This window comes from Pseudomonas chlororaphis subsp. piscium, assembly GCF_003850345.1.
In the GTDB taxonomy this organism is placed as follows: Bacteria; Pseudomonadota; Gammaproteobacteria; order Pseudomonadales; family Pseudomonadaceae; genus Aquipseudomonas; species Aquipseudomonas piscium.
Genome location: NZ_CP027707.1, coordinates 1451043 through 1473931, shown reverse-complemented (window position 1 = coordinate 1473931; position 22889 = coordinate 1451043). Strand labels below are relative to the sequence as shown.

22 protein-coding genes are annotated in these 22889 nt (G+C 62.5%); 16 read left to right on the top strand and 6 right to left on the bottom strand.

Going from position 1 to position 22889, the window contains the following annotated elements:
* The first annotated feature begins 31 nt into the window (after window positions 1-31).
* Window positions 32-2320 carry a putative bifunctional diguanylate cyclase/phosphodiesterase gene (locus C4K38_RS06745; protein ID WP_053277733.1) on the top strand — a complete coding sequence of 763 codons (2289 nt, stop codon included), beginning with the start codon at window positions 32-34 and terminating at the stop codon, window positions 2318-2320.
* Here C4K38_RS06745 and C4K38_RS06740 read toward each other — a convergent pair.
* On the bottom strand, window positions 2211-3107 hold the full coding sequence (locus C4K38_RS06740; protein WP_053277732.1) for an NAD(P)-dependent oxidoreductase: 897 nt from the start codon (window positions 3105-3107) through the stop codon (window positions 2211-2213). The two genes, C4K38_RS06745 and C4K38_RS06740, sit on opposite strands and share 110 nt — an antisense overlap.
* A gap of 192 nt (window positions 3108-3299) precedes the next feature.
* Between C4K38_RS06740 and C4K38_RS06735 the strand changes: the two genes are divergently transcribed.
* The gene (locus C4K38_RS06735; protein WP_025806744.1) at window positions 3300-5483 is read left to right on the top strand and encodes a hypothetical protein; all 2184 of its coding nucleotides are present in this window, start codon (window positions 3300-3302) and stop codon (window positions 5481-5483) included.
* A 316-nt stretch (window positions 5484-5799) separates the two neighbouring features.
* On the opposite strand, the gene C4K38_RS06730 is transcribed toward C4K38_RS06735, so the two are convergent.
* A complete protein-coding gene (locus tag C4K38_RS06730; protein WP_053278328.1) occupies window positions 5800-6111 on the bottom strand; it encodes a DUF2288 domain-containing protein in 312 nt (103 codons plus the stop codon).
* Window positions 6112-6450: 339 nt separating this feature from the next.
* Here C4K38_RS06730 and C4K38_RS06725 point away from each other — a divergent pair, with 339 nt between their 5' ends.
* The 9 genes from C4K38_RS06725 (at window position 6451) to C4K38_RS06685 (ending at window position 14277) form a co-directional block, all read left to right on the top strand.
* A complete protein-coding gene (locus C4K38_RS06725) occupies window positions 6451-7578 on the top strand; it encodes a branched-chain amino acid ABC transporter substrate-binding protein (protein WP_028681803.1) in 1128 nt (375 codons plus the stop codon).
* 231 nt (window positions 7579-7809) lie between these two features.
* Window positions 7810-8733, top strand: a complete 924-nt coding sequence (livH, locus tag C4K38_RS06720; protein ID WP_007926616.1) for a high-affinity branched-chain amino acid ABC transporter permease LivH — start codon at window positions 7810-7812, stop codon at window positions 8731-8733.
* The gene (locus tag C4K38_RS06715; RefSeq protein WP_053277731.1) at window positions 8730-9998 is read left to right on the top strand and encodes a high-affinity branched-chain amino acid ABC transporter permease LivM; all 1269 of its coding nucleotides are present in this window, start codon (window positions 8730-8732) and stop codon (window positions 9996-9998) included. The genes livH and C4K38_RS06715 overlap by 4 nt, the downstream gene beginning before the upstream one ends.
* Window positions 9995-10762, top strand: coding sequence for a high-affinity branched-chain amino acid ABC transporter ATP-binding protein LivG (gene livG, locus C4K38_RS06710; RefSeq protein ID WP_007926620.1), 768 nt, complete (start codon window positions 9995-9997; stop codon window positions 10760-10762). The genes C4K38_RS06715 and livG overlap by 4 nt, the downstream gene beginning before the upstream one ends.
* Window positions 10763-11464, top strand: coding sequence for an ABC transporter ATP-binding protein (locus tag C4K38_RS06705; protein ID WP_007926621.1), 702 nt, complete (start codon window positions 10763-10765; stop codon window positions 11462-11464). It begins immediately after the preceding gene.
* Between the two features lie 315 nt (window positions 11465-11779).
* A complete protein-coding gene (locus C4K38_RS06700; RefSeq protein ID WP_053277730.1) occupies window positions 11780-12085 on the top strand; it encodes a BufA1 family periplasmic bufferin-type metallophore in 306 nt (101 codons plus the stop codon).
* A gap of 28 nt (window positions 12086-12113) precedes the next feature.
* The gene (gene bufB / locus C4K38_RS06695; RefSeq protein ID WP_172833182.1) at window positions 12114-12998 is read left to right on the top strand and encodes an MNIO family bufferin maturase; all 885 of its coding nucleotides are present in this window, start codon (window positions 12114-12116) and stop codon (window positions 12996-12998) included.
* The gene (locus tag C4K38_RS06690; protein ID WP_053278327.1) at window positions 12995-13765 is read left to right on the top strand and encodes an HvfC/BufC N-terminal domain-containing protein; all 771 of its coding nucleotides are present in this window, start codon (window positions 12995-12997) and stop codon (window positions 13763-13765) included. Before bufB ends, C4K38_RS06690 begins: the two co-directional genes overlap by 4 nt.
* Window positions 13766-13767: 2 nt before the next feature.
* Window positions 13768-14277: a DoxX family protein gene (locus C4K38_RS06685; RefSeq protein WP_053277728.1), complete on the top strand. Its 510-nt coding sequence runs from the start codon at window positions 13768-13770 to the stop codon at window positions 14275-14277.
* 128 nt (window positions 14278-14405) lie between these two features.
* Here C4K38_RS06685 and C4K38_RS06680 read toward each other — a convergent pair whose 3' ends face one another.
* Window positions 14406-15314 carry a LysR family transcriptional regulator gene (locus C4K38_RS06680; RefSeq protein ID WP_053277727.1) on the bottom strand — a complete coding sequence of 303 codons (909 nt, stop codon included), beginning with the start codon at window positions 15312-15314 and terminating at the stop codon, window positions 14406-14408.
* A 106-nt stretch (window positions 15315-15420) separates the two neighbouring features.
* Here C4K38_RS06680 and C4K38_RS06675 point away from each other — a divergent pair, with 106 nt between their 5' ends.
* The 3 genes from C4K38_RS06675 (at window position 15421) to C4K38_RS06665 (ending at window position 18597) form a co-directional block, all read left to right on the top strand.
* Complete coding sequence (locus C4K38_RS06675) at window positions 15421-16020, top strand: short chain dehydrogenase (protein ID WP_053277726.1); 600 nt, start codon at window positions 15421-15423, stop codon at window positions 16018-16020.
* 169 nt (window positions 16021-16189) lie between these two features.
* Complete coding sequence (locus tag C4K38_RS06670) at window positions 16190-16873, top strand: COG3650 family protein (RefSeq protein WP_016702049.1); 684 nt, start codon at window positions 16190-16192, stop codon at window positions 16871-16873.
* A 110-nt stretch (window positions 16874-16983) separates the two neighbouring features.
* Complete coding sequence (locus tag C4K38_RS06665) at window positions 16984-18597, top strand: NAD(P)/FAD-dependent oxidoreductase (RefSeq protein ID WP_053277725.1); 1614 nt, start codon at window positions 16984-16986, stop codon at window positions 18595-18597.
* A 65-nt stretch (window positions 18598-18662) separates the two neighbouring features.
* Here the strand turns inward: C4K38_RS06665 and C4K38_RS06660 are convergent, their stop codons facing one another.
* Window positions 18663-19757, bottom strand: coding sequence for a PLP-dependent cysteine synthase family protein (locus tag C4K38_RS06660; protein WP_053277724.1), 1095 nt, complete (start codon window positions 19755-19757; stop codon window positions 18663-18665).
* Window positions 19758-20081: 324 nt separating this feature from the next.
* On the opposite strand from C4K38_RS06660, the gene nhaA reads away from it, so the two are divergent.
* A complete protein-coding gene (nhaA, locus tag C4K38_RS06655; RefSeq protein WP_053277723.1) occupies window positions 20082-21269 on the top strand; it encodes a Na+/H+ antiporter NhaA in 1188 nt (395 codons plus the stop codon).
* Between the two features lie 79 nt (window positions 21270-21348).
* Here the strand turns inward: nhaA and C4K38_RS06650 are convergent, their stop codons facing one another.
* Window positions 21349-21813 (bottom strand): outer membrane lipoprotein, encoded by a 465-nt coding sequence (locus C4K38_RS06650; RefSeq protein ID WP_053277722.1) that lies wholly within the window; start codon window positions 21811-21813, stop codon window positions 21349-21351.
* 174 nt (window positions 21814-21987) lie between these two features.
* Between C4K38_RS06650 and C4K38_RS06645 the strand changes: the two genes are divergently transcribed.
* Window positions 21988-22224, top strand: coding sequence for a hypothetical protein (locus C4K38_RS06645; protein WP_053259856.1), 237 nt, complete (start codon window positions 21988-21990; stop codon window positions 22222-22224).
* A 10-nt stretch (window positions 22225-22234) separates the two neighbouring features.
* On the opposite strand, the gene pdxH is transcribed toward C4K38_RS06645, so the two are convergent.
* Window positions 22235-22882 carry a pyridoxamine 5'-phosphate oxidase gene (pdxH, locus tag C4K38_RS06640; RefSeq protein ID WP_053277721.1) on the bottom strand — a complete coding sequence of 216 codons (648 nt, stop codon included), beginning with the start codon at window positions 22880-22882 and terminating at the stop codon, window positions 22235-22237.
* Between the last annotated feature and the right edge of the window lie 7 nt (window positions 22883-22889).

Below are 22889 nucleotides of genomic sequence, written 5' to 3'. Positions count from 1 at the left end.
GCCTTGGATGACTCAAGAAACGGGGCATGCGATGGAATGGCTTGGTCTGCATTTTTTTACCGAGCTCCCCGAAGGCGGGCAGGTATTACTCACCTGCAACCACAACCCCGTGCTGGTGATCCTCGCCTATCTGGTGGCCTGCGCCGGCAGCTTCGCTACCCTGGACATGGCCGAACGGGTGCGCCACGTCGACCTGGCAGCGGCCCAGCAGCGCTGGCGCTGGGTCGGCGCCTTCTGCCTGGCCGGCGGCATCTGGGCCATGCACTTCATCGGCATGCTGGCGCTGCAGATCCCCATCGAAACCCATTACGACCTGCCCATGACCCTGCTGTCGCTGCTGATCGCGGTGGTTGCATCCTGGCTGGCGATGAAGACCCTCAGCCATGTCCAACTGCAGCTGTGGCGCTACCTGCTGGCGTCGATCTGGATCGGCCTGGGCATCTGCGCCATGCATTATGTCGGCATGGCGGCCATGCGCTCGCAAGCCACTGCCTACTACCAGCTCGACCTCTTCGGCCTGTCGATTGCCATCGCCATCAGCGCGAGCCTGGTCGCCTTGCTGTTGTCCCGCTACTTGAGCAACGGCAGCGGCATGTTCCACCAGTTGCTCAAATACGCGGCCAGCCTGCTGCTGGGGGGCGGCATAGTCGCCATGCATTTCACCGGCATGTGGGCGTTGAAACTGGTGATGCCAGCGGCGGGCACGCCCTCGATAGCGGTGGACGACAACCCCTTGCAACTGGGCCTGACCATCGCCGTCATCGCCCTGCTGATCATTGGCAGCAGCATCAGCGCGGCCCTGGCGGACAAGAAACTGCAGCACAAGGAGCAGGACCTGCGCCGGGTCAACACTCTGCTGAGCCAACTGGACCAGGCCCGGGTGGCGCTGCAACAGGTGGCGCATTACGACGCCCTGACCAACCTGATCAATCGTCGCGGCTTCAATCAGCTGTTCGCCGAAAAACTCATCGAAAAGACCGTGCAGGGCGGCATGCTGGCGGTGATGTTCCTCGACATCGATCACTTCAAGCGGATCAACGACAGCCTCGGCCACGATGCCGGCGACGAACTGTTGAAGGTGATTGCCGGCCATATCAAGAGTTCCACCCGCAGCCATGAAGACGTGGTGGCGCGTTTCGGCGGAGACGAGTTCTGCATCCTCATGAGCTTGAACGACCGCGACGAAGCCCAGCACATGGCGCAACGCATCATGAGCAAGATGAAGGAGCCCATCGAGCTGGCGGGACGGCGCATGGTGATGACCACCAGCATCGGCATCAGCGTCTTTCCCGACGATGGCAAGACCAGCGAAGAACTGCTCAAGCATGCCGACCTGGCGCTCTATCAATCCAAGGGCAGCGGTCGCAACAGTCTGCATTTCTTCAGCACCAACCTGAAGACCCGGGCGAGCCTGGAACTGCAACTGGAGGAAGAGTTGCGCAACGCCCTGCGCAACGAAGCCGGATTGACCCTGTATTACCAGCCCATCTACGACCTGAACAGCCGCAAGGTCAGCAAGCTTGAAGCGCTGGTGCGCTGGCGGCATCCGTTGCACGGGTTGCTGGCTCCGGATCGTTTCATCGGGATCGCCGAAGCCAACGGGCTGATTGCCGAACTGGACAACTGGGTCCTGCGCAAGGCCTGCGAGGACCTGGCCGCCCTGTCCCGCCACGGCTTTGCCGAGCTGAAAATCGCGGTGAACTGCTCGGCCCTGAACCTGGCCCGGGAGGAGTTGGCCGAGGAGATCGCCAACGCCCTGAGCAGCGCCGGTGTCGCGCCCCAGCGCCTGGAACTGGAGGTCACGGAAAACGCCCTGATGGGTAACATCGACAGCACCGTGGCCCTGTTGCGACAGATCCGCAATCTCGGCGTATCACTGTCGATCGACGACTTCGGCACCGGTTACTCGTCCCTTGCCTACCTCAAGCGCCTGCCGCTCAACACCCTGAAGATCGACCGTTCGTTCATCCAGGACGTGCCCCAGTCGACCCAGGACAAGGAGATCGTCCAGGCAATCATCGTCATGGCCCATACCCTGCACTTGCAGGTGGTGACCGAAGGCGTCGAGAGCGTGCAGCAGTACGAGTTCCTCGCCCAATACGGCTGCGACTTCATCCAGGGCTACCTGCTCAGCCGCGCAATGCCCCTGGAAGAGTTGCCCGGGATAATCGACGAGATCGAGCAGCGCATGCTGCCCACCGTTGGCGCGGTCAGCCCTCTGACGCCGGTTCGCGATACAGGCGGATCAGGGTCGCGGGATCCTGCTCCAGATAGCCCTGGCCGCCATGCAGGCGCATCAGTTGTGCGGCCAATCCGCTGATCGGTGTGGCCGAGCCCTGCTCACGGGAGAACTTTACCGCACCGTCCAGATCCTTGAGCAGGGTGCGCACATGCCATTTGATCGGTTCGAAGCGGCTTTCGGCCATCTGCGGGGCGAGAATCTGCAACGGCCTGGAATCGGCAAAACCACCGGCCAGCGCCTCGGCCAGCAATGACGCATCGACCCCGGAACATTCGGCCAGCGCCACCACTTCGGCGATCACCAGCGCATTGCAGGCGACGATCATCTGGTTGCAAGCCTTGGTCACCTGGCCGGCGCCGACACCGCCCATATGGGTCACCCGTTGCCCCAGATTGAGCAGGACCGGCCGAACCCTTTCGATATCCGCCGCCTCGCCGCCGACCATGATCGCCAGGCTGCCGGCCTCGGCACCGGGCGTGCCGCCGGACACCGGGGCATCGACCCAGCCCATGCCGGTGCTGCTCGCCAGTTGCGTGGCCATTTCCCGGGTGGCGGTCGGTTCCAGGCTGGAGAGGTCCACCAACAACTGGCCGGCCCGGGCTCCCTGGGCGATACCCTCGGCACCGAACACCACCTCACGCACCACCTCGGTGTTGGCCAGGCACAGCAGCACCAGGTCCGCTGCCTCGCACAGCCGGGCCGGGGTCTCGGCCAGTTGCGCGCCTGCTTCCAGCAGCGGCGAGCATTTTTCCCGGTTGCGGTTCCACGCCACCAGGGGATAACCCGCCGCCAGCAGACGGCGACACATGGGCAAGCCCATCAGGCCAATACCGGCGAACCCGAGGGTGGGTAACGTAGCCATCATCTTGCCTCCTTTTGATTAAAGATCACCGAAAACTGGCCGATTCATCTGAACTTAGGAAAGGATTCCCCCTAGCGGCCATCAGACTTATCCCTATCGCTGGGGCCAATATCGCACTGTAAAGTCGCGAGAACCCACTTGATGGCTCTTTGATATCTTGTCACCGAGCCGACCAGTCCAGGCACACGGCGCACAATGACTTCTAAAAACAATTCTGCCAACGCAGTATCCGAACTGACGCTGACCCCGGGCAGCCAGAGCTTTTCAGATTCGAAGCCATTGTCCAGCTCGCGCCCTCAGGCGCCCCAGCAGTACCTCTACTTCACCGAAACCAACACCGACCGCATCCTCGACAACCTCGACGGCCTGCGCGACTCGGTATTCCCCCGCGCGCCGCACCTGGAAGACGAACTCGAGGCGCGCCGCGAGCAGGAGTTTCCCTCGGTCTGCCTGATCGGCCTGGGCCGCTGCGGATCGAACATCGCCCTGGATGTGGCGGAGCTGGTGTACAACGCCCGCAAGTTCTATCTCAACGAGTTCAACAACGACGACAAGGCCTATGCCGACAAGGGCTACAGCCCCGCCCAGTGGATCCGCCACAACCTGCGCCTGGGCCAGAACAAGGCCAGCAAACCGGTGTTCCTGGTCGAGCCCCTGGTGATGCTGGGCGACCTGGACAAGGACATCGCCGGGCGCATCCGCTTCTCGCGCAAGGGCGAAAAAAGCGGCTTCATCCGCGACTACAGCAAGATGAAGATCATGGACCTCTCGGAAGTCCATGCCGGCGGCGCCGGTAACGCGCCGATCCTCGGCCAGTACCTGGCCAAGATCATCCTCAACAAGGACACCCAGCGTTTCTCCAGCCCCGACTGGAAAATGATCCACTCGTACCTGATCGACTCCTGCGGCATCAAGGCCAACCAGTCGCGCCTGTACTTCTCGATCTTCAGCGCCGGCGGCGGTACCGGTTCGGGCATGGCCTCGGAGTTCGGCCTGGCCCAGCAGTACTCGTACATGAACAAGACGTTCGACACCAAGCCGATCGACGAGCACGACAGCAAGAGCGGCCACTCCTTCGTCTTCGAGCCGATCTTCACCAGCGGTATCTGCGTACTGCCGAATATCTCCGACCACCGCAGCGAAATGTCCGAGGCGCTGCACATCAACGCCGGACGCCTGCTGTGCAAATACCTGTCGGAAGAATGGGACTTCTCCTACAACTTCGATAACGAAGACAGCAGCGAAGCCAGCGTCATGGGGCGCATCCGCCCATGGAACGCGATGATGCTGATTTCCAACGACATCATGCGTTATGCCGAAGAAAGCGATGACGGCAACATCCAGAACATCGACGTCAACGCCATGGAAAAGCACGCCAACCAGTACATCTCCCAGCAGATCTTCAACATCCTCACCGCCCAGGCGGTGACCACAGACTACGACCAGAACTACTTCCGCCGCGCCGGCATCGACATCGGCGAGACCATCCGCCTGGATGCCAACGACCTGTTCATGAGCCTGGCCGGCCCGGTGGCGATCGCCTATGCCGAGTCCGTGGTTCCGGAAACCCCGGTGCCGACCGGCGACAAGTTCAAGGTGTTCGAGAAAGAGCCGCAGCGCCTGAACATCGACGACCTGTTCTTCCGCTCCATCGACCTGCCGCACTTCAACAAGGTGACCCAGGCCATCGAAGGCATCAGCCTGCTGCCGATCGAGTCCAAGCGCTATCGCGCGGCGCTGGAGCAATACAAGGCTTCCGGTTACGACGCGGCCGCGCTGCACGACCTGCACTTCTTCAAGAACTGCTCGTCGGTGGTGTCGATCGTCTCCCTGCCAAAGGACTACAAGCTGTCGTACATGGACCTGAACCGGCTCAAGACCCACCTCAACAGCCTGTTCCCCAACACCACCCTCAAGCGTTATGCCCTGGTGATCGGCGCCTCGGCCAACCTGTCGCTGACCACCCTGATCGCCAAGAGCCCGTGCCTGTCGGACGACTTCCTGACCCTGATCGTGGCCTTTATCAAGCGTTGCTTCGCCCGCAACCCGTACCGCTTCGACGAGACCCTGGACAACTCGATCCTCGATTTCATCGTCAGCGAGGAGTTCGATGAAAGCCGCATCGACGAGCTGCTCAACGAGTTCGAGAACCCGGCGAAGATCCTCGATACCAACTGGTACGCGATCAAGCCGATGTACGAGAAGAAGTACCGCGAGCTGATCAACGACAAGGACAAGTTCGTCTCGATCAACGACATCCGCCTGTCCCGCGATTGCGTGAAGAAAGCCATCAAGTACCTGCGCGAGATCTATCGCCACCGCATCGGCAAGACCAAGGTCATCTCGCTGAACAACCATACGGGCAGGACGGCGTACTGAAAGCTACCCGTTCTCTTCTGTAGGAGCGAAGCTTGCTCGCGATAGCGTCCTGCCAGCCGACATCGCTTGAGCTTGATGCCGCTGATCGCGAGCAAGCTTCGCTCCTACAGGGGAATGGCGTTTACAGGGAAGTGTGTTAATACCCGGAAACAATCAGGCCGCCCTCAGGCGGCCTTGAAAACTGTTCCCATTCCGCTTACGTCACCGTCAGCCTGAAACGGGTGGGGCCTTTCTCCACGGGCAACTTGCCATCACCGTGATCGCGGTTACTCGGCTACACACTTTTAGCCGGAAAAACCAGGCACCATTTTGGCGCTCAACCTTCGGTCTGCGCCCTTTCCTGGACCAGAATCCACGGCGAAACCACCACCGCCCACAGCAGCGGATCACGCTCCACCAGATCCAGCGCCCGCGTCGCAGACACCTTGCCAACCTTCTCGGCGGCCAGCCAGGCAGAGACTTTCTCGGCCTGGTTCTCGGCCATGGCCTCGGCTACCTCGATCAAATCCAGGCCGGCGTCGACCCACAATAGGGCACCCTTGGCGAAGAACGGCTCCAACTCCTTCCAGGTAATAGATGCGGTTTCACCAAGCAGCTTGGCATAGAGGGTGCTAGGTTCTTGAGTCATGGGCCTGTCCCGAAAAGAAATCGGCGCAATGATAACGTCGGTGCTCTGGCAGACAAACCCGGTTGCAATTGCGTCAACGATAGAGAAGTGCAGGAGAGCCAAGGATTGCTCGCTGAATACGGTCAAAACCCCGCCGCGATTCTGTCTTTTTCTTTCAATAAAGCGACACCCCCTGATTTTGCCCCCTGGCGCCAGCTTCCCAGGCTAACAATCGGCGCTCTACACTGTACCGGTACAGTTGCCGGGGGCATTTTCCGGGGATATCCAAGAGATATCTGACCCGGTTCTGCAGCTACGGCGCCAGGACTATAAAAATTACAACAGTAAGAGTGGAGCACTATGAATAAGGCTACTAAGCAGATTTCCAAACTGTTTGCCGCTATGGTTCTGGCCGGAGTCGCCAGCCATTCGTTCGCAGCTGACACCATCAAGATCGGCATCGCCGGCCCCAAGACCGGCCCTGTAGCCCAGTACGGCGACATGCAGTTCAGTGGCGCGAAAATGGCCATCGAACAAATCAACGCCAAGGGCGGCGTCGATGGCAAGCAGCTCCAGGCCGTTGAATACGATGATGCCTGCGATCCGAAACAAGCCGTCGCCGTAGCCAACAAAGTCGTCAACGACGGCGTCAAGTTCGTGATCGGTCACCTGTGCTCCAGCTCCACTCAACCGGCTTCGGACATCTACGAAGACGAAGGCGTGGTCATGATCACCCCCGCCGCCACCAGCCCGGACATCACCACCCGTGGTTACAAGATGGTGTTCCGCACCATCGGCCTGGACAGCGCCCAGGGCCCTGCCGCCGGCAACTACATCGCCGACCACGTGAAACCGAAAATCGTTGCCGTGCTGCACGACAAGCAGCAATACGGTGAAGGCATCGCCACCGCCGTGAAGCAGACCCTCGAGAAGAAAGGCACCAAGGTTGCCGTGTTCGAAGGCATCAACGCCGGCGACAAAGACTTCTCCTCGATGATCGCCAAGCTCAAGCAAGCCAACGTCGACTTCGTCTACTACGGCGGCTACCACCCGGAGCTGGGCCTGATCCTGCGTCAAGCTCAGGAAAAAGGCCTGAAGGCCAAGTTCATGGGTCCGGAAGGCGTGGGTAACGACTCCATTTCGCAGATCGCCAAGGATGCTTCCGAAGGCCTGCTGGTGACCCTGCCGAAATCCTTCGACCAGGATCCGGCCAACGTGGCCCTGGCGGATGCGTTCAAGGCCAAGAAAGAAGACCCGAGCGGTCCGTTCGTGTTCCCTTCCTACTCCGCGGTTGAAGTCATTGCCGGCGGTATCACCGCCGCCAAGAGCGAAGATCCGGCCAAAGTGGCTGAAGCCATCCACGCCGGTACTTTCAAGACCCCGACTGGCGACCTGAGCTTCGACGCCAAGGGCGACCTGAAAGACTTCAAGTTCGTGGTCTACCAGTGGCACTTCGGCAAACCTAAAACCGAAGTCTCGCCTCAATAAGGCCCTGCCTTACTGACTGCCAATAAAGCCCACGGCGTGCCGTGGGCTTTGTTTTACGAACGTATTGGGCCTGTTTTCCGTGATCCGGAAGCCCGCCCACCTGAAAATCTCAAAACCGTCATCAGCGGTTCGCTGGCAAAACCTGACCCGAAGTGGATGCAGATCCACGGGGCGCAGGCGGGAAAATGACTCCACCAGTGAAATGCGTATCAGGTTTTTAGGAGCGCTGTAATGCCTGACCTCTATCACTTTTTCCAACAGCTGGTTAACGGTCTCACCGTTGGCAGCACGTATGCCCTGATCGCCATCGGCTATACGATGGTTTACGGCATCATTGGAATGATCAACTTCGCCCACGGCGAGGTGTACATGATCGGTTCCTATGTGGCGTTCATCGCCATCGCGGGCCTGACCATGATGGGACTCGACAGTGTCCCGCTGTTGATGACCGCGGCCTTCATCGCGACCATCGTCGTTACCAGTGCCTACGGCTACAGCATCGAACGGATCGCCTACCGCCCCCTGCGCGGCAGCAACCGTCTGATCCCGCTGATCTCGGCCATCGGCATGTCGATCTTCCTGCAGAACACGGTTCTGCTGGCGCAGGACTCCAAGGACAAATCCATCCCCAACCTGATCCCGGGCAACTTCTCCATCGGGCCAGGTGGCGCACATGAAGTGCTGATCTCCTACATGCAAATCGTGGTGTTCGTGGTGACGCTGATCGCCATGCTCGGCCTGACCCTGTTCATCTCCCGTTCCCGCCTGGGCCGCGCCTGCCGTGCCTGCGCCGAGGACATCAAGATGGCCAACCTGCTGGGTATCAACACCAACAACATCATCGCCCTGACCTTCGTGATCGGTGCCGCGCTGGCGGCGATCGCGGCCGTGCTGCTGAGCATGCAATACGGCGTGATCAACCCCAACGCCGGCTTCCTGGTCGGTCTCAAGGCCTTCACCGCCGCGGTACTGGGCGGCATCGGCAGCATTCCGGGCGCCATGCTGGGCGGCCTGGTACTTGGGGTGGCGGAAGCCTTCGGTGCCGATATCTTCGGCGACCAGTACAAGGACGTCGTGGCGTTCGGCCTGCTGGTTCTGGTGTTGTTGTTCCGGCCAACCGGCCTGCTGGGCCGTCCGGAGGTTGAGAAAGTATGACTAGGAATCTTCGACAGGCGTTCTTCAGCGCCTTGCTGGTGTGGGCCGTCGCCTATCCGATACTCGGTTTGAAACTGACCATCGTCGGCATCAACCTGGAAGTCCATGGCACCAGCCCCACCACGCTGATGATCATCGCCGCGTGTTCGGTGCTGATGTTTCTGCGGGTGCTGTTCGACCATCAAATCAGCGCGGCCTGGAAGGCCTCGCCCAATATGCCGGTGATTCCGGCCAAGGCCAGTAACTTCCTGACCCTGCCGACCACCCAGCGCTGGGTCATCATTGCGTTGATCATCGGTGCGCTGGTCTGGCCGTTCTTCGGCTCCCGCGGCGCGGTGGATATCGCCACCCTGGTGCTGATCTACGTGATGCTCGGCCTGGGCCTGAACATCGTGGTCGGCCTGGCCGGCCTGCTGGACCTGGGGTACGTCGGCTTCTACGCCGTGGGCGCCTACAGCTACGCGCTGCTGTCGCACTATTACGGGTTGAGCTTCTGGATCTGCCTGCCTATCGCCGGCCTGATGGCGGCCAGCTTCGGCTTCCTGCTGGGCTTCCCGGTATTGCGCCTGCGCGGTGACTACCTGGCGATCGTGACCCTGGGCTTCGGTGAAATCATCCGCTTGTTCCTGCGTAACCTGACCGGCCTCACCGGTGGTCCGAACGGCATCAGCAACATCGAGAAACCGACGTTCTTCGGCCTGACCTTCGAACGCAAGGCGGCCGAGGGCCTGCAGACCTTCCACGAGTACTTCGGCATCGAATACAACTCGATCAACAAGGTGATCTTCCTTTACCTGGTCGCGCTGTTGCTGGCGCTGTTCGCCCTGTTCGTCATCAACCGCTTGCTGCGCATGCCCCTGGGGCGTGCCTGGGAAGCCCTGCGTGAAGACGAAATCGCCTGCCGGGCACTGGGCCTGAACCCGACCGTGATCAAGCTGTCGGCCTTCACCCTGGGTGCCTGCTTCGCCGGTTTCGCCGGCAGCTTCTTCGCCGCGCGCCAGGGCCTGGTGACGCCGGAGTCCTTCACCTTCATCGAGTCCGCGACCATCCTCGCCATCGTGGTGCTGGGCGGCATGGGCTCGCAGTTGGGCGTGGTCCTCGCGGCCACCGTGATGATCCTGCTGCCTGAACTGATGCGCGAATTCAGCGAATACCGCATGTTGATGTTCGGCGCCATGATGGTGCTGATGATGATCTGGCGTCCTCAAGGCCTGCTGCCCATGCAACGTCCCGTCCTGCAACTGAAAGCGGAGCCGCGCAAATGAGCCGTGAGATCCTCAAAGTAACGGGCCTGAGCATGCGCTTTGGCGGCCTGCTGGCGGTCAACGGCGTGGCCCTGACCGTCAAAGAGAAACAAGTGGTATCGATGATCGGCCCAAACGGCGCAGGCAAGACCACGGTGTTCAACTGCCTGACCGGTTTCTACCAGCCCACCGCCGGCAGCATCCTGCTGGACGGCGAGCCGATCCAGGGCCTGCCCGGCCACAAGATCGCCCTCAAGGGTGTGGTACGGACCTTCCAGAACGTGCGGCTGTTCAAGGACATGACCGCGGTCGAGAACCTGTTGATCGCCCAGCACCGTCACCTGAACACCAACTTCCTGGCCGGCCTGTTCAAGACCCCGGCGTTCCGCAAGAGCGAGCGCGAGGCCATGGAATACGCCGAGTACTGGCTGGAAAAGGTCAACCTCAAGGAGTTCGCCAACCGTCCCGCCGGCACCCTGGCCTACGGTCAGCAACGGCGCCTGGAAATCGCCCGCTGCATGATGACCCGTCCGCGGATCCTCATGCTCGACGAACCGGCCGCCGGCCTCAACCCGCGGGAAACCGAAGACCTCAAGGCGCTGATCGGCGTGCTGCGCGAAGAGCACAACGCCACCGTGCTGCTGATCGAACACGACATGAAGCTGGTCATGAGCATTTCCGACCACATCGTCGTGATCAACCAGGGCACGCCCCTGGCCGACGGCACGCCGGAACAGATCCGCGACAATCCTGAAGTGATCAAAGCCTACCTGGGGGAAGCGTAAATGCTGCAGTTCGAAAACGTTTCCACCTTCTACGGCAAGATCCAGGCGCTGCACAGCGTCAACGTCGAGATCCGCCAGGGCGAGATCGTCACCTTGATCGGCGCCAACGGCGCCGGTAAATCCACCCTGCTGATGACTCTCTGCGGTTCGCCGCAGGCCCACAGCGGCAGCATCCGTTACCTGGGTGAGGAACTGGTGGGGCAGACCTCCGCGCAGATCATGCGCAAGAGCATTGCCGTGGTGCCGGAAGGTCGTCGGGTCTTCGCCCGCCTGACCGTGGAGGAGAACCTCGCCATGGGCGGGTTCTTCACCGACAAGGGCGATTACCAGGAGCAGATGGACAAGGTCCTGGGCCTGTTCCCGCGCCTCAAGGAACGCTTCAACCAGCGCGGCGGCACCATGTCCGGCGGCGAACAGCAGATGCTCGCCATCGGCCGCGCGCTGATGAGCAAGCCCAAGCTGTTGCTGCTCGACGAACCGTCCCTGGGCCTGGCGCCGATCATCATCCAGCAGATCTTCGACATCATCGAACAGCTGCGCCGTGACGGCGTGACGGTGTTCCTGGTGGAGCAGAACGCCAACCAGGCGCTGAAGATCGCCGACCGTGCCTATGTACTGGAAAACGGCCGGGTGGTGATGCAAGGCACCGGTGAAGCCCTGCTGACCGACCCCAAGGTGCGCGAAGCCTATCTGGGCGGCTGAGCACCTGCTGCAACAAAGAACGGCCCTTCGGGGCCGTTTTTTTTTGCCTCGCAAGACCATGAGAAATCTGGCTGCCGATGCATCCCATCGCGGGCAAGCCTCGCTCCTACAGGCCCGCGCGCCCCGCTTCTGTAGGAGCCAGGCTTGCCGGCGATGCAGGCGCCACGGCCTCCCGGACTGACTCCCAAGGCAGGCAAACCTCGCACCGCTGAATATTTTTCAGCGCTCGCTGTAACAAACCCCATCGGCCTTTCTCTAGAGGGATAAGCAGGCACACATGCCTGCCTTCCCAAATACCTTTTCTGGAGAAACACCATGACCGCTACCACTCGCACCCTGTCCGCCGCCGCCCTGGCCCTGGCCCTCGGTTCTGCCTTGAGCATGGCCGCGCTGCCGACCACCGCCCAGGCCGCCGACGACATGGAGAAATGCTTTGGCGTCGCCATGAAAGGCAAGAACGATTGCGCGGCAGGCGCGGGCACCACCTGTGCCGGTACTGCCAAGGTCGACCACCAGGCCAACGCCTGGAAACTGGTTCCTAAAGGCACCTGCGAGAAAACCGCCAGCAACACCTCGCCTACCGGTTTCGGCCAGCTGCAAGCCTACAAAGCCAAGTCGTAAGCCACCTGCCTGAGTGTCGATGATGAACATGGCCGTACCACTCCCCTTGCGTCCCGCCACTCAGGCGACCGCCTCCAGCCTGCCGCAACGCGCCGGGCTGGGGCTCAAGACCGAGCACTTTCGCCAGATTCTGAGGGAACAGCCCGATATCGGTTTCTTTGAAGTCCATGCGGAAAACTACATGGTCGCCGGCGGGCCGTTCCATCACTACCTGGGGCTGATCCGCGAGCAGTACCCGCTGTCGCTGCACGGCGTCGGCCTGTCGATCGGCGCTGAAGGTCCGCTGGACCAACAGCACCTGAAACGCCTGGCCGTGCTGATCGAGCGTTATCAACCCCAGTCCTTTTCCGAACACCTGGCCTGGTCCAGCCATGGCCCGGTGTTTCTCAATGACCTGCTGCCCCTGGCCTATGATCGGCCGACGCTGAACCGCGTCTGCGAACATATCGACCAGGTGCAGAGCACATTGCGCCGCCCCATGCTGCTGGAGAACCCGGCGACCTACCTGGAGTTTCGCCAGTCGAGCATGGACGAGGCCGAATTCATCCGCGAGGTGATAGGCCGCACCGGCTGCGGCCTGTTGCTGGACGTGAACAATGTCTACGTGTCGTGCATCAACCACCGACGCGACCCGCTGGCCTATATCGATGCCCTGCCGTTGCACGCGGTGGGCGAGATCCACCTGGCCGGGTTTGCCGAAGACACCGACAGCCTGGGCGACCGCTTGCTGATCGACGATCACGGCGCGCCAATCGATAACGCCGTGTGGGCGCTTTACCTGCGGCTGCTGGAGCGGATCGGACCGACCGCGACCCTGATCGAGCGCGACAACCAGGTCCCGGCGTTTTCCGTGCTGCACGCCGAGGTGCGCCAGGCGGATGAGCTGCTGCAATGCGCCAGGAGGCTGCCGTGAACACCCAAGCCAGCTTCGCCAGCGCCCTGCTCGACCCCGACCAGCCCTGCCCCGCGGACCTGTACTGCGGCAACGGCGCCGACCCGGCCAGCCGCTTCGCGGTGTACCGCAACAATGTGCAGAGCTCGTTGATCAATGCCCTGGCCGACGCCTATCCGGTGGTGGCGCAACTGGTGGGCGATGAGTTCTTCCGGGCCATGGCCGCGCTCTACGTCAGGCGCTTCCCGCCCACCAGCGCCGTGCTCAGCGACTATGGCCATGACTTCGCCGATTTCATCGGCGGCTTCCCTCCCGCCGCCGGCCTGCCTTACCTGGCCGATGTCGCGCGCCTGGAGCGCCTGCGGGTCACCGCCTATCACGCCGCCGACGCCTGCCCGGTCCAACCGCAGCAGATCGCCGCGGCCATGGCCGAGCCTGCGACCCTGGGGCAATTGCGCCTGGAACTGCACCCTTCGCTCGGCCTCCTGCAATCGGCCCACCCGGTGGTCGCCCTATGGGCCGCCCACCAGGGCGATGGCGACTGGCAGGCGATCGACCTGCAGCAAGGACAAAACGCCCTGGTACTGCGTCACGACCTGGAGGTCGAGGTGTTCGCCATCGACGCCGGAGTCGCCTGCTTCATCCACAGCCTGCACCACTCACAACCGCTGCAAGTCGCCGCGGCCAATGCCTTGGCCGCCGATCCGGCATTCGAGCCGAGCCAGGCCCTGGCACTGTTGATCGGTCGCGGCGCCATCACTCGCCTGTCTCCCCATTCCGAGGTCTGAACATGCACACCCACTGCACCAAACACCACACGCTCGCCCACGGGGTGAACCGGCTCATCCAGCTGCTGGAGCGTATTCCCCACAGCCTGATCGCCTTTATCGCGCGCTTCTCCATCGCCGCGGTGTTCTGGAAATCCGGCCAGACCAAGGTCGAGGGCCTGGCCATCGATCTGTTCTCCGGGACGTTCGAACTCGGTATGCCGCGCCTGGCCGACTCGACCATTCCCTTGTTCCAGAGCGAGTACCGGGTACCGCTGCTCTCCCCCGAACTGGCCGCGCACCTGGCGGCATTCGCCGAGCATCTGTTCCCGCTGCTGCTCCTGGTCGGTTTCGCCACACGCTTCTCGGCCCTGGCGCTGCTGGGCATGACCCTGACCATTCAGTTGTTCGTCTACCCCGACGCCTACCCGACCCACGGCACCTGGGCGGCGGTCCTGCTGTACCTGATGGCCCGCGGCCCCGGCAAGTTGTCCATCGACCACCTGATCGCCCGCCGCTACCAGCGACCTTGACCTTCTGTCCCTGTAGGAGCGCAGCTTGCGCGCGATGAACGATAATGCGGTTTTTCAGACAGTCCGCGGCGCCGCCATCGCGAGCAAGCTTCGCTCCTACAGAAGCAGTGTGGCGGAGAGATTGAGGGTTACAGGCGATCCAGCGCTTCGCCGCTGCGCTTGAACCAGCCGATCAGGTAATCGGCCAGGACCTGGGTGCGCTTGGGCAGTCCGCCCTGATACGGATGCACCAGGTACATCGGCATGCTGCGGGTCTGGTAATCGCGCAGCAGCCCGCGCAAACGCCCGTCGGCCAGTTCCGCCTGCAGCAGGTAGGACGGCAGTCGGGCGATCCCGGCGCCCACCAGCGCGGCCTTTTTCAGCAGGTTGTAGTGATTGCTGGCGAAAGGCCCCGACACCCGCACCCGCAACAATTCATGCTGCTGGTGATAGAGCCACTCCTCACGACCGCTGTAGTGGCTGTTGAGCAGGCAACGATGCTCGGCCAAGTCCCTGGGGGTCCGCGGCTCGCCATACTGTTCCAGGTAGGCCGGGCTGGCGCAGGTCATTTCGTGCCAGGCCAGCAGCGGCCTGGCCACCAGCCGCTGGTCATTGCCAACCTCCGAGCGGATCGCCAGGTCGAAACCGTCCCGGGTCAGATCGCGGTAGTTGTTGTTCAGCTCCAGCTCGATCTGCACCTCGGGATACTGCCGGGAAAACTCCAGCAACAGGCCTTCGAAGAAGGTCTCCCCCAGGGACACCGGCACCGTCAGCCGCACCGGCCCGGCCATGTCGTCCTTGAGCCGCGCCAGGGCCTGACGCGCCCGCTCGACCTGGACCAGCAGCGCCTGGGCCTGGGGCAACAAGGCGGCGCCCGCCGCGGTCAGGCTCAAGCGGCGCGTGGTGCGCTGCAACAGCACGACCGAGAACTGCGCCTCCAGGGCGCTGATGCGCTTGGACAATTGCCCCTTGCTGCAGCCCAGTTGCTGGGCGGCCAGGGTGAAACTGCCGGCTTCGATCAGCACGGCGAATGCCGCCAGGTCATCCATTTCGCTCATGGATTGTTTCCATTTGAAAACCAAAGGTTGCCTATTAGTGCGCTAATCAACAGGAAAAACCAGCACTAGACTGCAACCTCGTTCAACCCACGCGAGGAACAGCCCCATGAAAATTCTTCTGATCGGCGCCAACGGCACCATAGGCTCAGCGGTCGACAAAGAGCTGTCGCAACGTCATGAAGTCATCCGCATCGGCCGCACCAGCGGCGATTTCCAGGTGGACATCAGCGACAGCGCCTCGATCCGCGCACTCTTCGAGAAAACCGGCAAATTCGACGCGCTGATCTGCGCCGCGGGCAATGTCACCTTCGCGCCGCTGGGCGAGATGAGCGAACAGCACTTCGCCCTGGGCCTGCAAGACAAGCTGATGGGCCAGGTCAACCTGTTGCTGATCGGCCGCGAGTTCGCCAACGACGGCGCCTCGTTCACCCTCACCTCCGGCATCCTCAACCGCGACCCGATCCGCAGCGGCGCCTCGGCAGCCCTGGTCAACAGTGCCATCGACGGCTTCGTCCGCGCCGCCGCCATCGACTTGCCACGCGGCCTGCGGGTGAACTCGATAAGCCCGACCGTGCTGGTGGAGGCCATGGACAGCTACGCCCCGTACTTCCGTGGCTACAAACCGGTTCCCGGCGCCGACGTGGCACTGGCGTACGCCAAGAGCGTGGAAGGCCTGCAAACCGGCCAGACCTATATCGTCGGCTGACCCACATGCCTCTGTAGGCGCCAGGCTTGCTCGCGATGGCGCTGCACCAGGCACACCGCAGCGCCTGGATCGCCGGCAAGCCTGGCGCCTACAGAGACATGAGTGGATCCAGGGTTGTGATGAACGGTCAGGCTGCGTAACGTGGCGGCACTTGATTGGAGACCCGACGATGCGTGCCGCCCGTTCCCTTGTTTGTATTGCCCTGCTCCCCCTGTTTGCCGGTTGCCAGATGCTGTCGGTGTTCGATGGCCAGCCCCGGACGCAGTCCCAGGCCGGTCAGACCCGCATGCAGGGCACGCTGACCGCCGCCGACGGTCAACTGCTGTTCAAGCCTTGCGTCGGCGAGCAGCGTTATGTGGTCAAGGACAACGGCGGCACCAGCATCCTCCAGGAAGCCGCCAGCCTGGCCGACCAGCAGGGCACGCTGTTCGCCGACCTGCGTGGGCATTTCTCCCCGAGCAAGGCCGGCGGCGCCGACAGTGAAGTCGCGCTGAGCCAGCTATATCGCGTCGAACGCTCGAACGATGCCTGCGGCGATCCCGACTTCCCGCGCCTGATCCTGCGGGCCAGTGGCAAGGCTCCGGACTGGAACGTCGATGTCAGCGCCAAGGGCATGCGCATCGAACGCGCCGGCCAGCCGGCGCTGGCGCTGCCCTACTTGGAAGAGCAGCTGGGCGACGGCCGTTTCAACCTCAGCAGCGAAGCCAACAACCGCCATGTCGAACTCTGGGTTGCGCCGCAGCGCTGCGTGGACAGCAAGACCGGCAGCGTGCAACACCTGACCGCGGAACTGCGGGTCGATGGCCAGGTCCAGCGCGGTTGTGCCTATTTCGGCGGCTCGCGCAGCGACTGAGGCGACGGACAACCGTTTTAACCTCACGGGGTCCGGGCTTTGCGGCTTATAATCGCCGGTTTGTAAAACCGCCCTGACGCATTGGTGCGTCCCGCGAACCGGACCCTGTCATGTTACGAATCACCGAACTCAAGCTGCCGATCGACCATCCCGATGAAGACCTGCGCCCTGCCATCCTGCAGCGCCTGGGCATCGCCAGCGAGGACCTGCTCGACTTCACCCTGTTCAAGCGCAGCTACGATGCGCGCAAGAAGTCGTCCGAGCTGTGCTTCATCTACACCCTCGATCTGAACGTGCGTGACGAGGCCAAACTGCTGCACAAGTTCGCCGACGACCGTAACGTCAACCCGGCGCCGGATGTCAGCTACAAGGTCGTCGGCCAGGCGCCCGCCGACCTGGAGCAGCGCCCGATAGTGGTGGGTTTCGGCCCCTGCGGGATTTTCGCCGGCCTGCTGCTGGCGCAGATGGGCTTCAAGCCGATCATCCTCGAGCGCGGCAAGGAAGTGCGCCAGCGCACCAAGGACACCTGGGGCCTGTGGCGCAAAAGCGTGCTCAACCCGGAATCCAACGTGCAGTTCGGCGAAGGCGGCGCGGGGACCTTCTCCGACGGCAAGCTGTACAGCCAGATCAAGGACCCGAAACACCACGGCCGCAAGGTCCTGCACGAGTTCGTCAAGGCCGGCGCGCCGGAAGAGATCCTCTACGTCAGCAAGCCGCACATCGGTACCTTCCGCCTGACCGGCGTGGTTGAGAACATGCGCCAGCAGATCATCGCCCTGGGCGGTGAAGTGCGCTTCGAGCAACGGGTAACCGACGTGCTGATCGAAGACGGCCAACTGGTCGGCGTCGAGTTCAACAGCGGTGAACAGATTCACTCGAAACACGTGGTCCTGGCCCTCGGCCACAGCGCCCGCGACACCTTCCGCATGCTCCACGGCCGTGGCGTGTACATGGAGGCCAAGCCGTTCTCCGTGGGTTTCCGCATCGAACACCCGCAGTCGCTGATCGACAGCGCGCGCCTGGGCAAGTACGCCGGTCACCCGAAACTCGGCGCCGCCGACTACAAGCTGGTGCACCACGCGAAGAACGGCCGTTCGGTCTACAGCTTCTGCATGTGCCCGGGCGGCACCGTGGTGGCGGCGACCTCCGAGCCGAACCGCGTGGTCACCAACGGCATGAGCCAGTACTCGCGTAACGAGCGCAATGCCAACTCCGGCATCGTGGTCGGCATCACCCCGGAAGTGGATTACCCGGGTGGCCCGCTGGCCGGTATCGAGCTGCAAGAGCGCCTGGAATCCCACGCCTTCGTACTCGGCGGCAGCAACTACGAAGCCCCGGCGCAACTGGTCGGCGACTTTATCGCCGGTAAGCCGTCCACCGCCCTGGGCAGCGTCGAGCCATCCTACAAGCCGGGCGTCGCCCTGGGCGACCTGGCCCTGGCCCTGCCGGACTTCGCCATCGAGGCGATCCGCGAAGCGCTGCCGGCCTTCGAGCGGCAGATCAAGGGTTACTCCCTGCATGACGCGGTACTGACCGGGATCGAGACCCGCACCTCGTCGCCGCTGCGCATTACCCGCGACGAATCGATGCAGAGCCTGAACGTGAAGGGCCTGTACCCGGCCGGTGAAGGCGCCGGTTATGCCGGGGGCATCCTGTCGGCCGGGGTCGACGGGATCCGTATCGCCGAAGCGGTGGCACGCAACATCCTCGGCATCGAGGCGTAAAAAAGGCCCCTTTACAGGGGCCTTTTCACAAGCAGGCTCGCTCCCCAGGGAGCGGGCTTGCAGCCTCAGATGCCAGCGCGCAATACGCTGGCCGGCAACGGCTCACCCCGCTCCACACTCGCTGCCACCACCTCGATCAAGGCCGTCAACTGGTAACCCTGAGCGGTCAGCCAGTCCTGATCGTAATAGGTGGTCGCATAACGCTCGCCACCGTCACACAGGATGGCGACGATCGAACCACTCTCCCCGGCCTGTTTCATCTGCTGCGCCGCCATCAGCGCGCCGATCAGGTTGGTACCGCTGGAACCGCCCACCCGCCGTCCCAGGCGCTGCGCCAGGTAATGCATGGCCGCCAGCGACAGGGCATCCGGCACCTTGACCATCGCATCGATCACCTTGGGCAGGAACGACGCCTCGACCCGTGGCCGGCCTATCCCTTCGATGCGCGAGCCACAGTCCAGGCGCAGGCTGGCGTCACCGCTCTGGTAGTAATCGAAGAACACTGAACGCTCGGCGTCGGCGCAGAGTACCCGGGTGCAATGCTGGCGATAGCGCACATAACGCCCCAGGGTGGCGGTGGTGCCGCCGGTGCCCGGGCTGGAGATCAGCCATTTGGGCTCCGGGTAACGCTCGAAGCGCAGTTGCTGGAAGATCGACTCGGCGATGTTGTTGTTCGCCCGCCAGTCGGTGGCGCGCTCGGCGTAGGTGAACTGGTCCATGAAATGCCCGCCGCTCTCCCGGACCAGGCGCTCCGACTCGGCGTAGATCTGCGTCGGGTCCTGCACCAGGTGGCTCTTGCCGCCGTAGAAGGCGATCTGCGCGATCTTTTCCTGGGACGTGGTGGCCGGCATCACCGCAATGAACGGCAAGCCCAGCAGGCGCGCGAAATAGGCTTCGGAAATCGCCGTCGAACCGCTGGACGCCTCGATCACCGGCGCCCCGGGCTTGAGCCAGCCGTTACACAGCGCATAGAGGAACAACGAACGCGCCAGGCGATGCTTGAGGCTGCCGGTGGGATGGCTGGACTCGTCCTTGAAATACAGCTCGATGCCCGGCAAGCCTGGCAAGGGCAAGGGGATCAGGTGGGTGTCGGCGCTGCGCTGGAAGTCGGCTTCGATGATCCGGATGGCCTCACGGGCCCACTGACGGTTGTCGCTCATGGTGTTTTCTCATTGGCTCGAACGCCACACAGGACGCAAAAAGATGAAGTGCACCCAGCATAGGTGATCCAGGCACAAGGAAAATCAGGCGCTGCAACAGGCAAAAGTCCCCGGCCCGTCGGGCTGGGGCCGGACATGTTAGGAAACATCCCCGGTCTCTCACAGGTACAGTTTTGAATCAATTGGATACACAACTGCTAGGCTGGTTTTCCAGCAGGCCGCTGCTCTGCTACATATAACAAAAAAGAATATAACTTTTGTTTTAACAACTAACAGTACGGGTTAGGGTGTGCCACCTTTTTAGTTTTCTGATGGAGAGCGACCTTGCCTCTGCGTAGCACTTTCACGCGTTTCTTTCAGTTGGAAGCTGCCAGCGGTCTGTTATTGATTGCCGCTGCCGTGCTTGCCCTGATCATCAACAACTCACCACTGTCCTGGCTGTACAACGGCCTCCTGGACACTCCCGTGGTCGCCCAGATCGGCGCCCTGAAAATCGCCAAGCCCCTGCTGCTGTGGATCAACGACGGCCTGATGGCCATGTTCTTCCTGCTGATCGGCCTGGAGGTCAAGCGCGAGGTTCTCGACGGCCATCTGTCCAAGCCTTCGCAGATCGTCCTGCCGGGCGCCGCCGCCATCGGCGGCATGGTGGTGCCGGCGCTGATCTACTGGTTCCTCAACAAGGACAACCCGCCGGCGCTCAGTGGCTGGGCGATCCCCATGGCCACCGACATCGCCTTCGCCCTCGGCGTGCTGGCCCTGCTGGGCAAGCGGGTGCCGGTGTCGCTGAAGCTGTTCCTGATGACGCTGGCGATCATCGATGACCTGGGGGCCATCATCGTCATCGCGATTTTCTACTCCGGCGCCCTGTCGACCCTGTCGCTGATGCTCGCTGCGGCCTGCCTGGTGGCGCTGGTGGCAATGAACCGCCTGGGGGTGGTCAAGCTCGGGCCGTACATGATCATTGGCCTGATCCTCTGGGTCTGCGTGCTCAAGAGCGGAGTCCACGCGACCCTGGCCGGCGTGACCCTGGCCTTCTGCATCCCGCTGCGCACTCGCAATGCCGAGCCTTCGCCGCTGCTGAGCCTGGAGCATGCGCTGCATCCGTGGGTGGCCTACGGCATCCTGCCGCTGTTCGCCTTCGCCAATGCCGGCCTGTCGCTGCAAGGCATCACCGTGGAAAGCTTCACCCATTACGTGCCCATGGGCATCGCCATCGGCCTGCTGCTGGGCAAGACCGTCGGCGTGTTCGGCCTGACCTGGCTGGCGGTGAAGATGGGCCTGGCCGCCCTCCCCGGCGGCGCCAACTGGGGCCAAGTACTGGGCGTGGCGATTCTCTGCGGGATCGGCTTCACCATGAGCCTGTTTGTCGGCTCCCTGGCCTTTGTGCCCGGCAGCAGCGAATACGCCGGCATGGACCGCATGGGCATCCTCACCGGCTCGCTGTTCGCCGCCCTGATCGGCTACGCCGTGACGGCCGCGGCCAGCCGCAAGAACCCACAATTGCCGGTGTAACCACCGGCGTTGCCAGGGCTGAAAACACAAAACCCCGACCAGTTGCCTGGCCGGGGTTTTGTTTTGTAACGGTTAACGCTTAGTGGGCGACACGGCTGGTGCCGTTGACACTCATGATGCGCACGCGCTCGCCGACGCGGAACACTTCGTTTTCCTGAACCTGCTGCACATAGGCACGCATGCTGCCGTCGTCTTCACGCACGGTGATTTCCACGCCCTGGGTACGGGTCAGGCCTTCCTCTGTGGCGGAACCGATCAGGCCGCCAGCCACCGCGCCGACAACTGCCGCCACGATGCTGCCTTTACCGCCGCCGATGGCGCTGCCGCCAACGCCGCCGACCGCTGCACCGGCGAGGCCGCCGATCGGGGTCTTGGTGCCTTCGATTTTCACCGGACGCAGGGATTCGATGGTGCCCATGCGAACGGTCTGTACGCGACGCGCTTCGTCACGGGAGTAAGAGTCACCGGACAGGTTGGATTGGCAACCGGTGAGCAACATGGCCATCGTGGAAAAGGAAGCAACCAGCAAAACAGACTTACGCATAGGATCAACTCCAAAGGACAGATAATCATTAAACTCCGCAGCTTGACGCCTGTCACGGCATCGCCCGGATAAAATTGGTTCCATTCAGCAGCAGTACAGACTGCGCGAGTAGAAAAAACTCTTCACACGGTAGCGCTTATTTCCCGAGTTGCGCCACCGACCAAAGGATTTTCTATGGATTACTTCATCATTGTCGTGACCACCGTTGCCGGCCTGTACTTCCATTGGTGGCTGTATGTACGGATCAAGCGCTGGATGGACAGGGACCTGGCGCTGTCGCTGGCCGGCGGGGACGAGAAGAAAAAATCCTTCATGCTGCAACAGCTGGCGAATGCCCATCGCCAGAAAGTAAAACGCCGGGACCTGCCACGGTGGCTTGAAGCCGCCGCGGCCGGTTATCCCGGCGAATGACCTGACTCGTTCAGGGGGCCAGGCGCTCACGCACCCAGTCGGCACCTTGCAGGCGGTAGTTCAGGCGATCGTGCAAACGGCTCGCGCGCCCTTGCCAGAACTCGATGCGCTCCGGTAACAGGCGATAACCACCCCAGTGCTCGGGGCAATGGGGCTGGGTATCGCTGAAGCGCTCCTCGGTGTTCTTGAGCAAGGCTTCCAGCTCCTGGCGATCGGCAATCACCTGGCTCTGCGGCGATGCCCAGGCGCCCAGGCGGCTGCCCAGCGGGCGGACCTGGAAGTAGGCATCGGACTCCTCGGCGGTAACCTTGACCACCCGCCCCTCGATACGCACCTGACGCTCCAGGGCCGGCCAGAAGAAGGTCATGGCGGCAAAAGGCCGTGCGGCCAGTTGCTGCCCCTTGGCGCTGTCGTAGTTGGTGAAGAAGGTGAACCCCTGCGCATCCAGCCCCTTGAGCAGCAGGATGCGGCAATGGGGGCGCCCCTCTTCGTCAACGGTCGCCAGGGTCATGGCATTGGCCTCGACCGGCGGTTGTTCGGTTTTCAGTGCCTCCGCGAACCACCGATGAAACAGCGTGAAGGGCTCGACCGGAGCCTGGGCTTCGGTCAGTCCGTCACGGATGTAGTCGCGGCGCATGTCCGCCAGTCCCTGGGTCATTGCAGGT

Bases quoted from the DNA above. Each gene is read 5' to 3' on its own strand.
- C4K38_RS06745 (WP_053277733.1), top strand. From the start codon at position 32: ATGGAATGGCTTGGTCTGCATTTTTTTACCGAGCTCCCCGAAGGCGGG.
- C4K38_RS06740 (WP_053277732.1), bottom strand. From the start codon at position 3,107: ATGATGGCTACGTTACCCACCCTCGGGTTCGCCGGTATTGGCCTGATG.
- C4K38_RS06735 (WP_025806744.1), top strand. From the start codon at position 3,300: ATGACTTCTAAAAACAATTCTGCCAACGCAGTATCCGAACTGACGCTG.
- C4K38_RS06730 (WP_053278328.1), bottom strand. From the start codon at position 6,111: ATGACTCAAGAACCTAGCACCCTCTATGCCAAGCTGCTTGGTGAAACC.
- C4K38_RS06725 (WP_028681803.1), top strand. From the start codon at position 6,451: ATGAATAAGGCTACTAAGCAGATTTCCAAACTGTTTGCCGCTATGGTT.
- livH (WP_007926616.1), top strand. From the start codon at position 7,810: ATGCCTGACCTCTATCACTTTTTCCAACAGCTGGTTAACGGTCTCACC.
- C4K38_RS06715 (WP_053277731.1), top strand. From the start codon at position 8,730: ATGACTAGGAATCTTCGACAGGCGTTCTTCAGCGCCTTGCTGGTGTGG.
- livG (WP_007926620.1), top strand. From the start codon at position 9,995: ATGAGCCGTGAGATCCTCAAAGTAACGGGCCTGAGCATGCGCTTTGGC.
- C4K38_RS06705 (WP_007926621.1), top strand. From the start codon at position 10,763: ATGCTGCAGTTCGAAAACGTTTCCACCTTCTACGGCAAGATCCAGGCG.
- C4K38_RS06700 (WP_053277730.1), top strand. From the start codon at position 11,780: ATGACCGCTACCACTCGCACCCTGTCCGCCGCCGCCCTGGCCCTGGCC.
- bufB (WP_172833182.1), top strand. From the start codon at position 12,114: ATGGCCGTACCACTCCCCTTGCGTCCCGCCACTCAGGCGACCGCCTCC.
- C4K38_RS06685 (WP_053277728.1), top strand. From the start codon at position 13,768: ATGCACACCCACTGCACCAAACACCACACGCTCGCCCACGGGGTGAAC.
- C4K38_RS06680 (WP_053277727.1), bottom strand. From the start codon at position 15,314: ATGAGCGAAATGGATGACCTGGCGGCATTCGCCGTGCTGATCGAAGCC.
- C4K38_RS06675 (WP_053277726.1), top strand. From the start codon at position 15,421: ATGAAAATTCTTCTGATCGGCGCCAACGGCACCATAGGCTCAGCGGTC.
- C4K38_RS06670 (WP_016702049.1), top strand. From the start codon at position 16,190: ATGCGTGCCGCCCGTTCCCTTGTTTGTATTGCCCTGCTCCCCCTGTTT.
- C4K38_RS06665 (WP_053277725.1), top strand. From the start codon at position 16,984: ATGTTACGAATCACCGAACTCAAGCTGCCGATCGACCATCCCGATGAA.
- C4K38_RS06660 (WP_053277724.1), bottom strand. From the start codon at position 19,757: ATGAGCGACAACCGTCAGTGGGCCCGTGAGGCCATCCGGATCATCGAA.
- C4K38_RS06650 (WP_053277722.1), bottom strand. From the start codon at position 21,813: ATGCGTAAGTCTGTTTTGCTGGTTGCTTCCTTTTCCACGATGGCCATG.
- C4K38_RS06645 (WP_053259856.1), top strand. From the start codon at position 21,988: ATGGATTACTTCATCATTGTCGTGACCACCGTTGCCGGCCTGTACTTC.
- pdxH (WP_053277721.1), bottom strand. From the start codon at position 22,882: ATGACCCAGGGACTGGCGGACATGCGCCGCGACTACATCCGTGACGGA.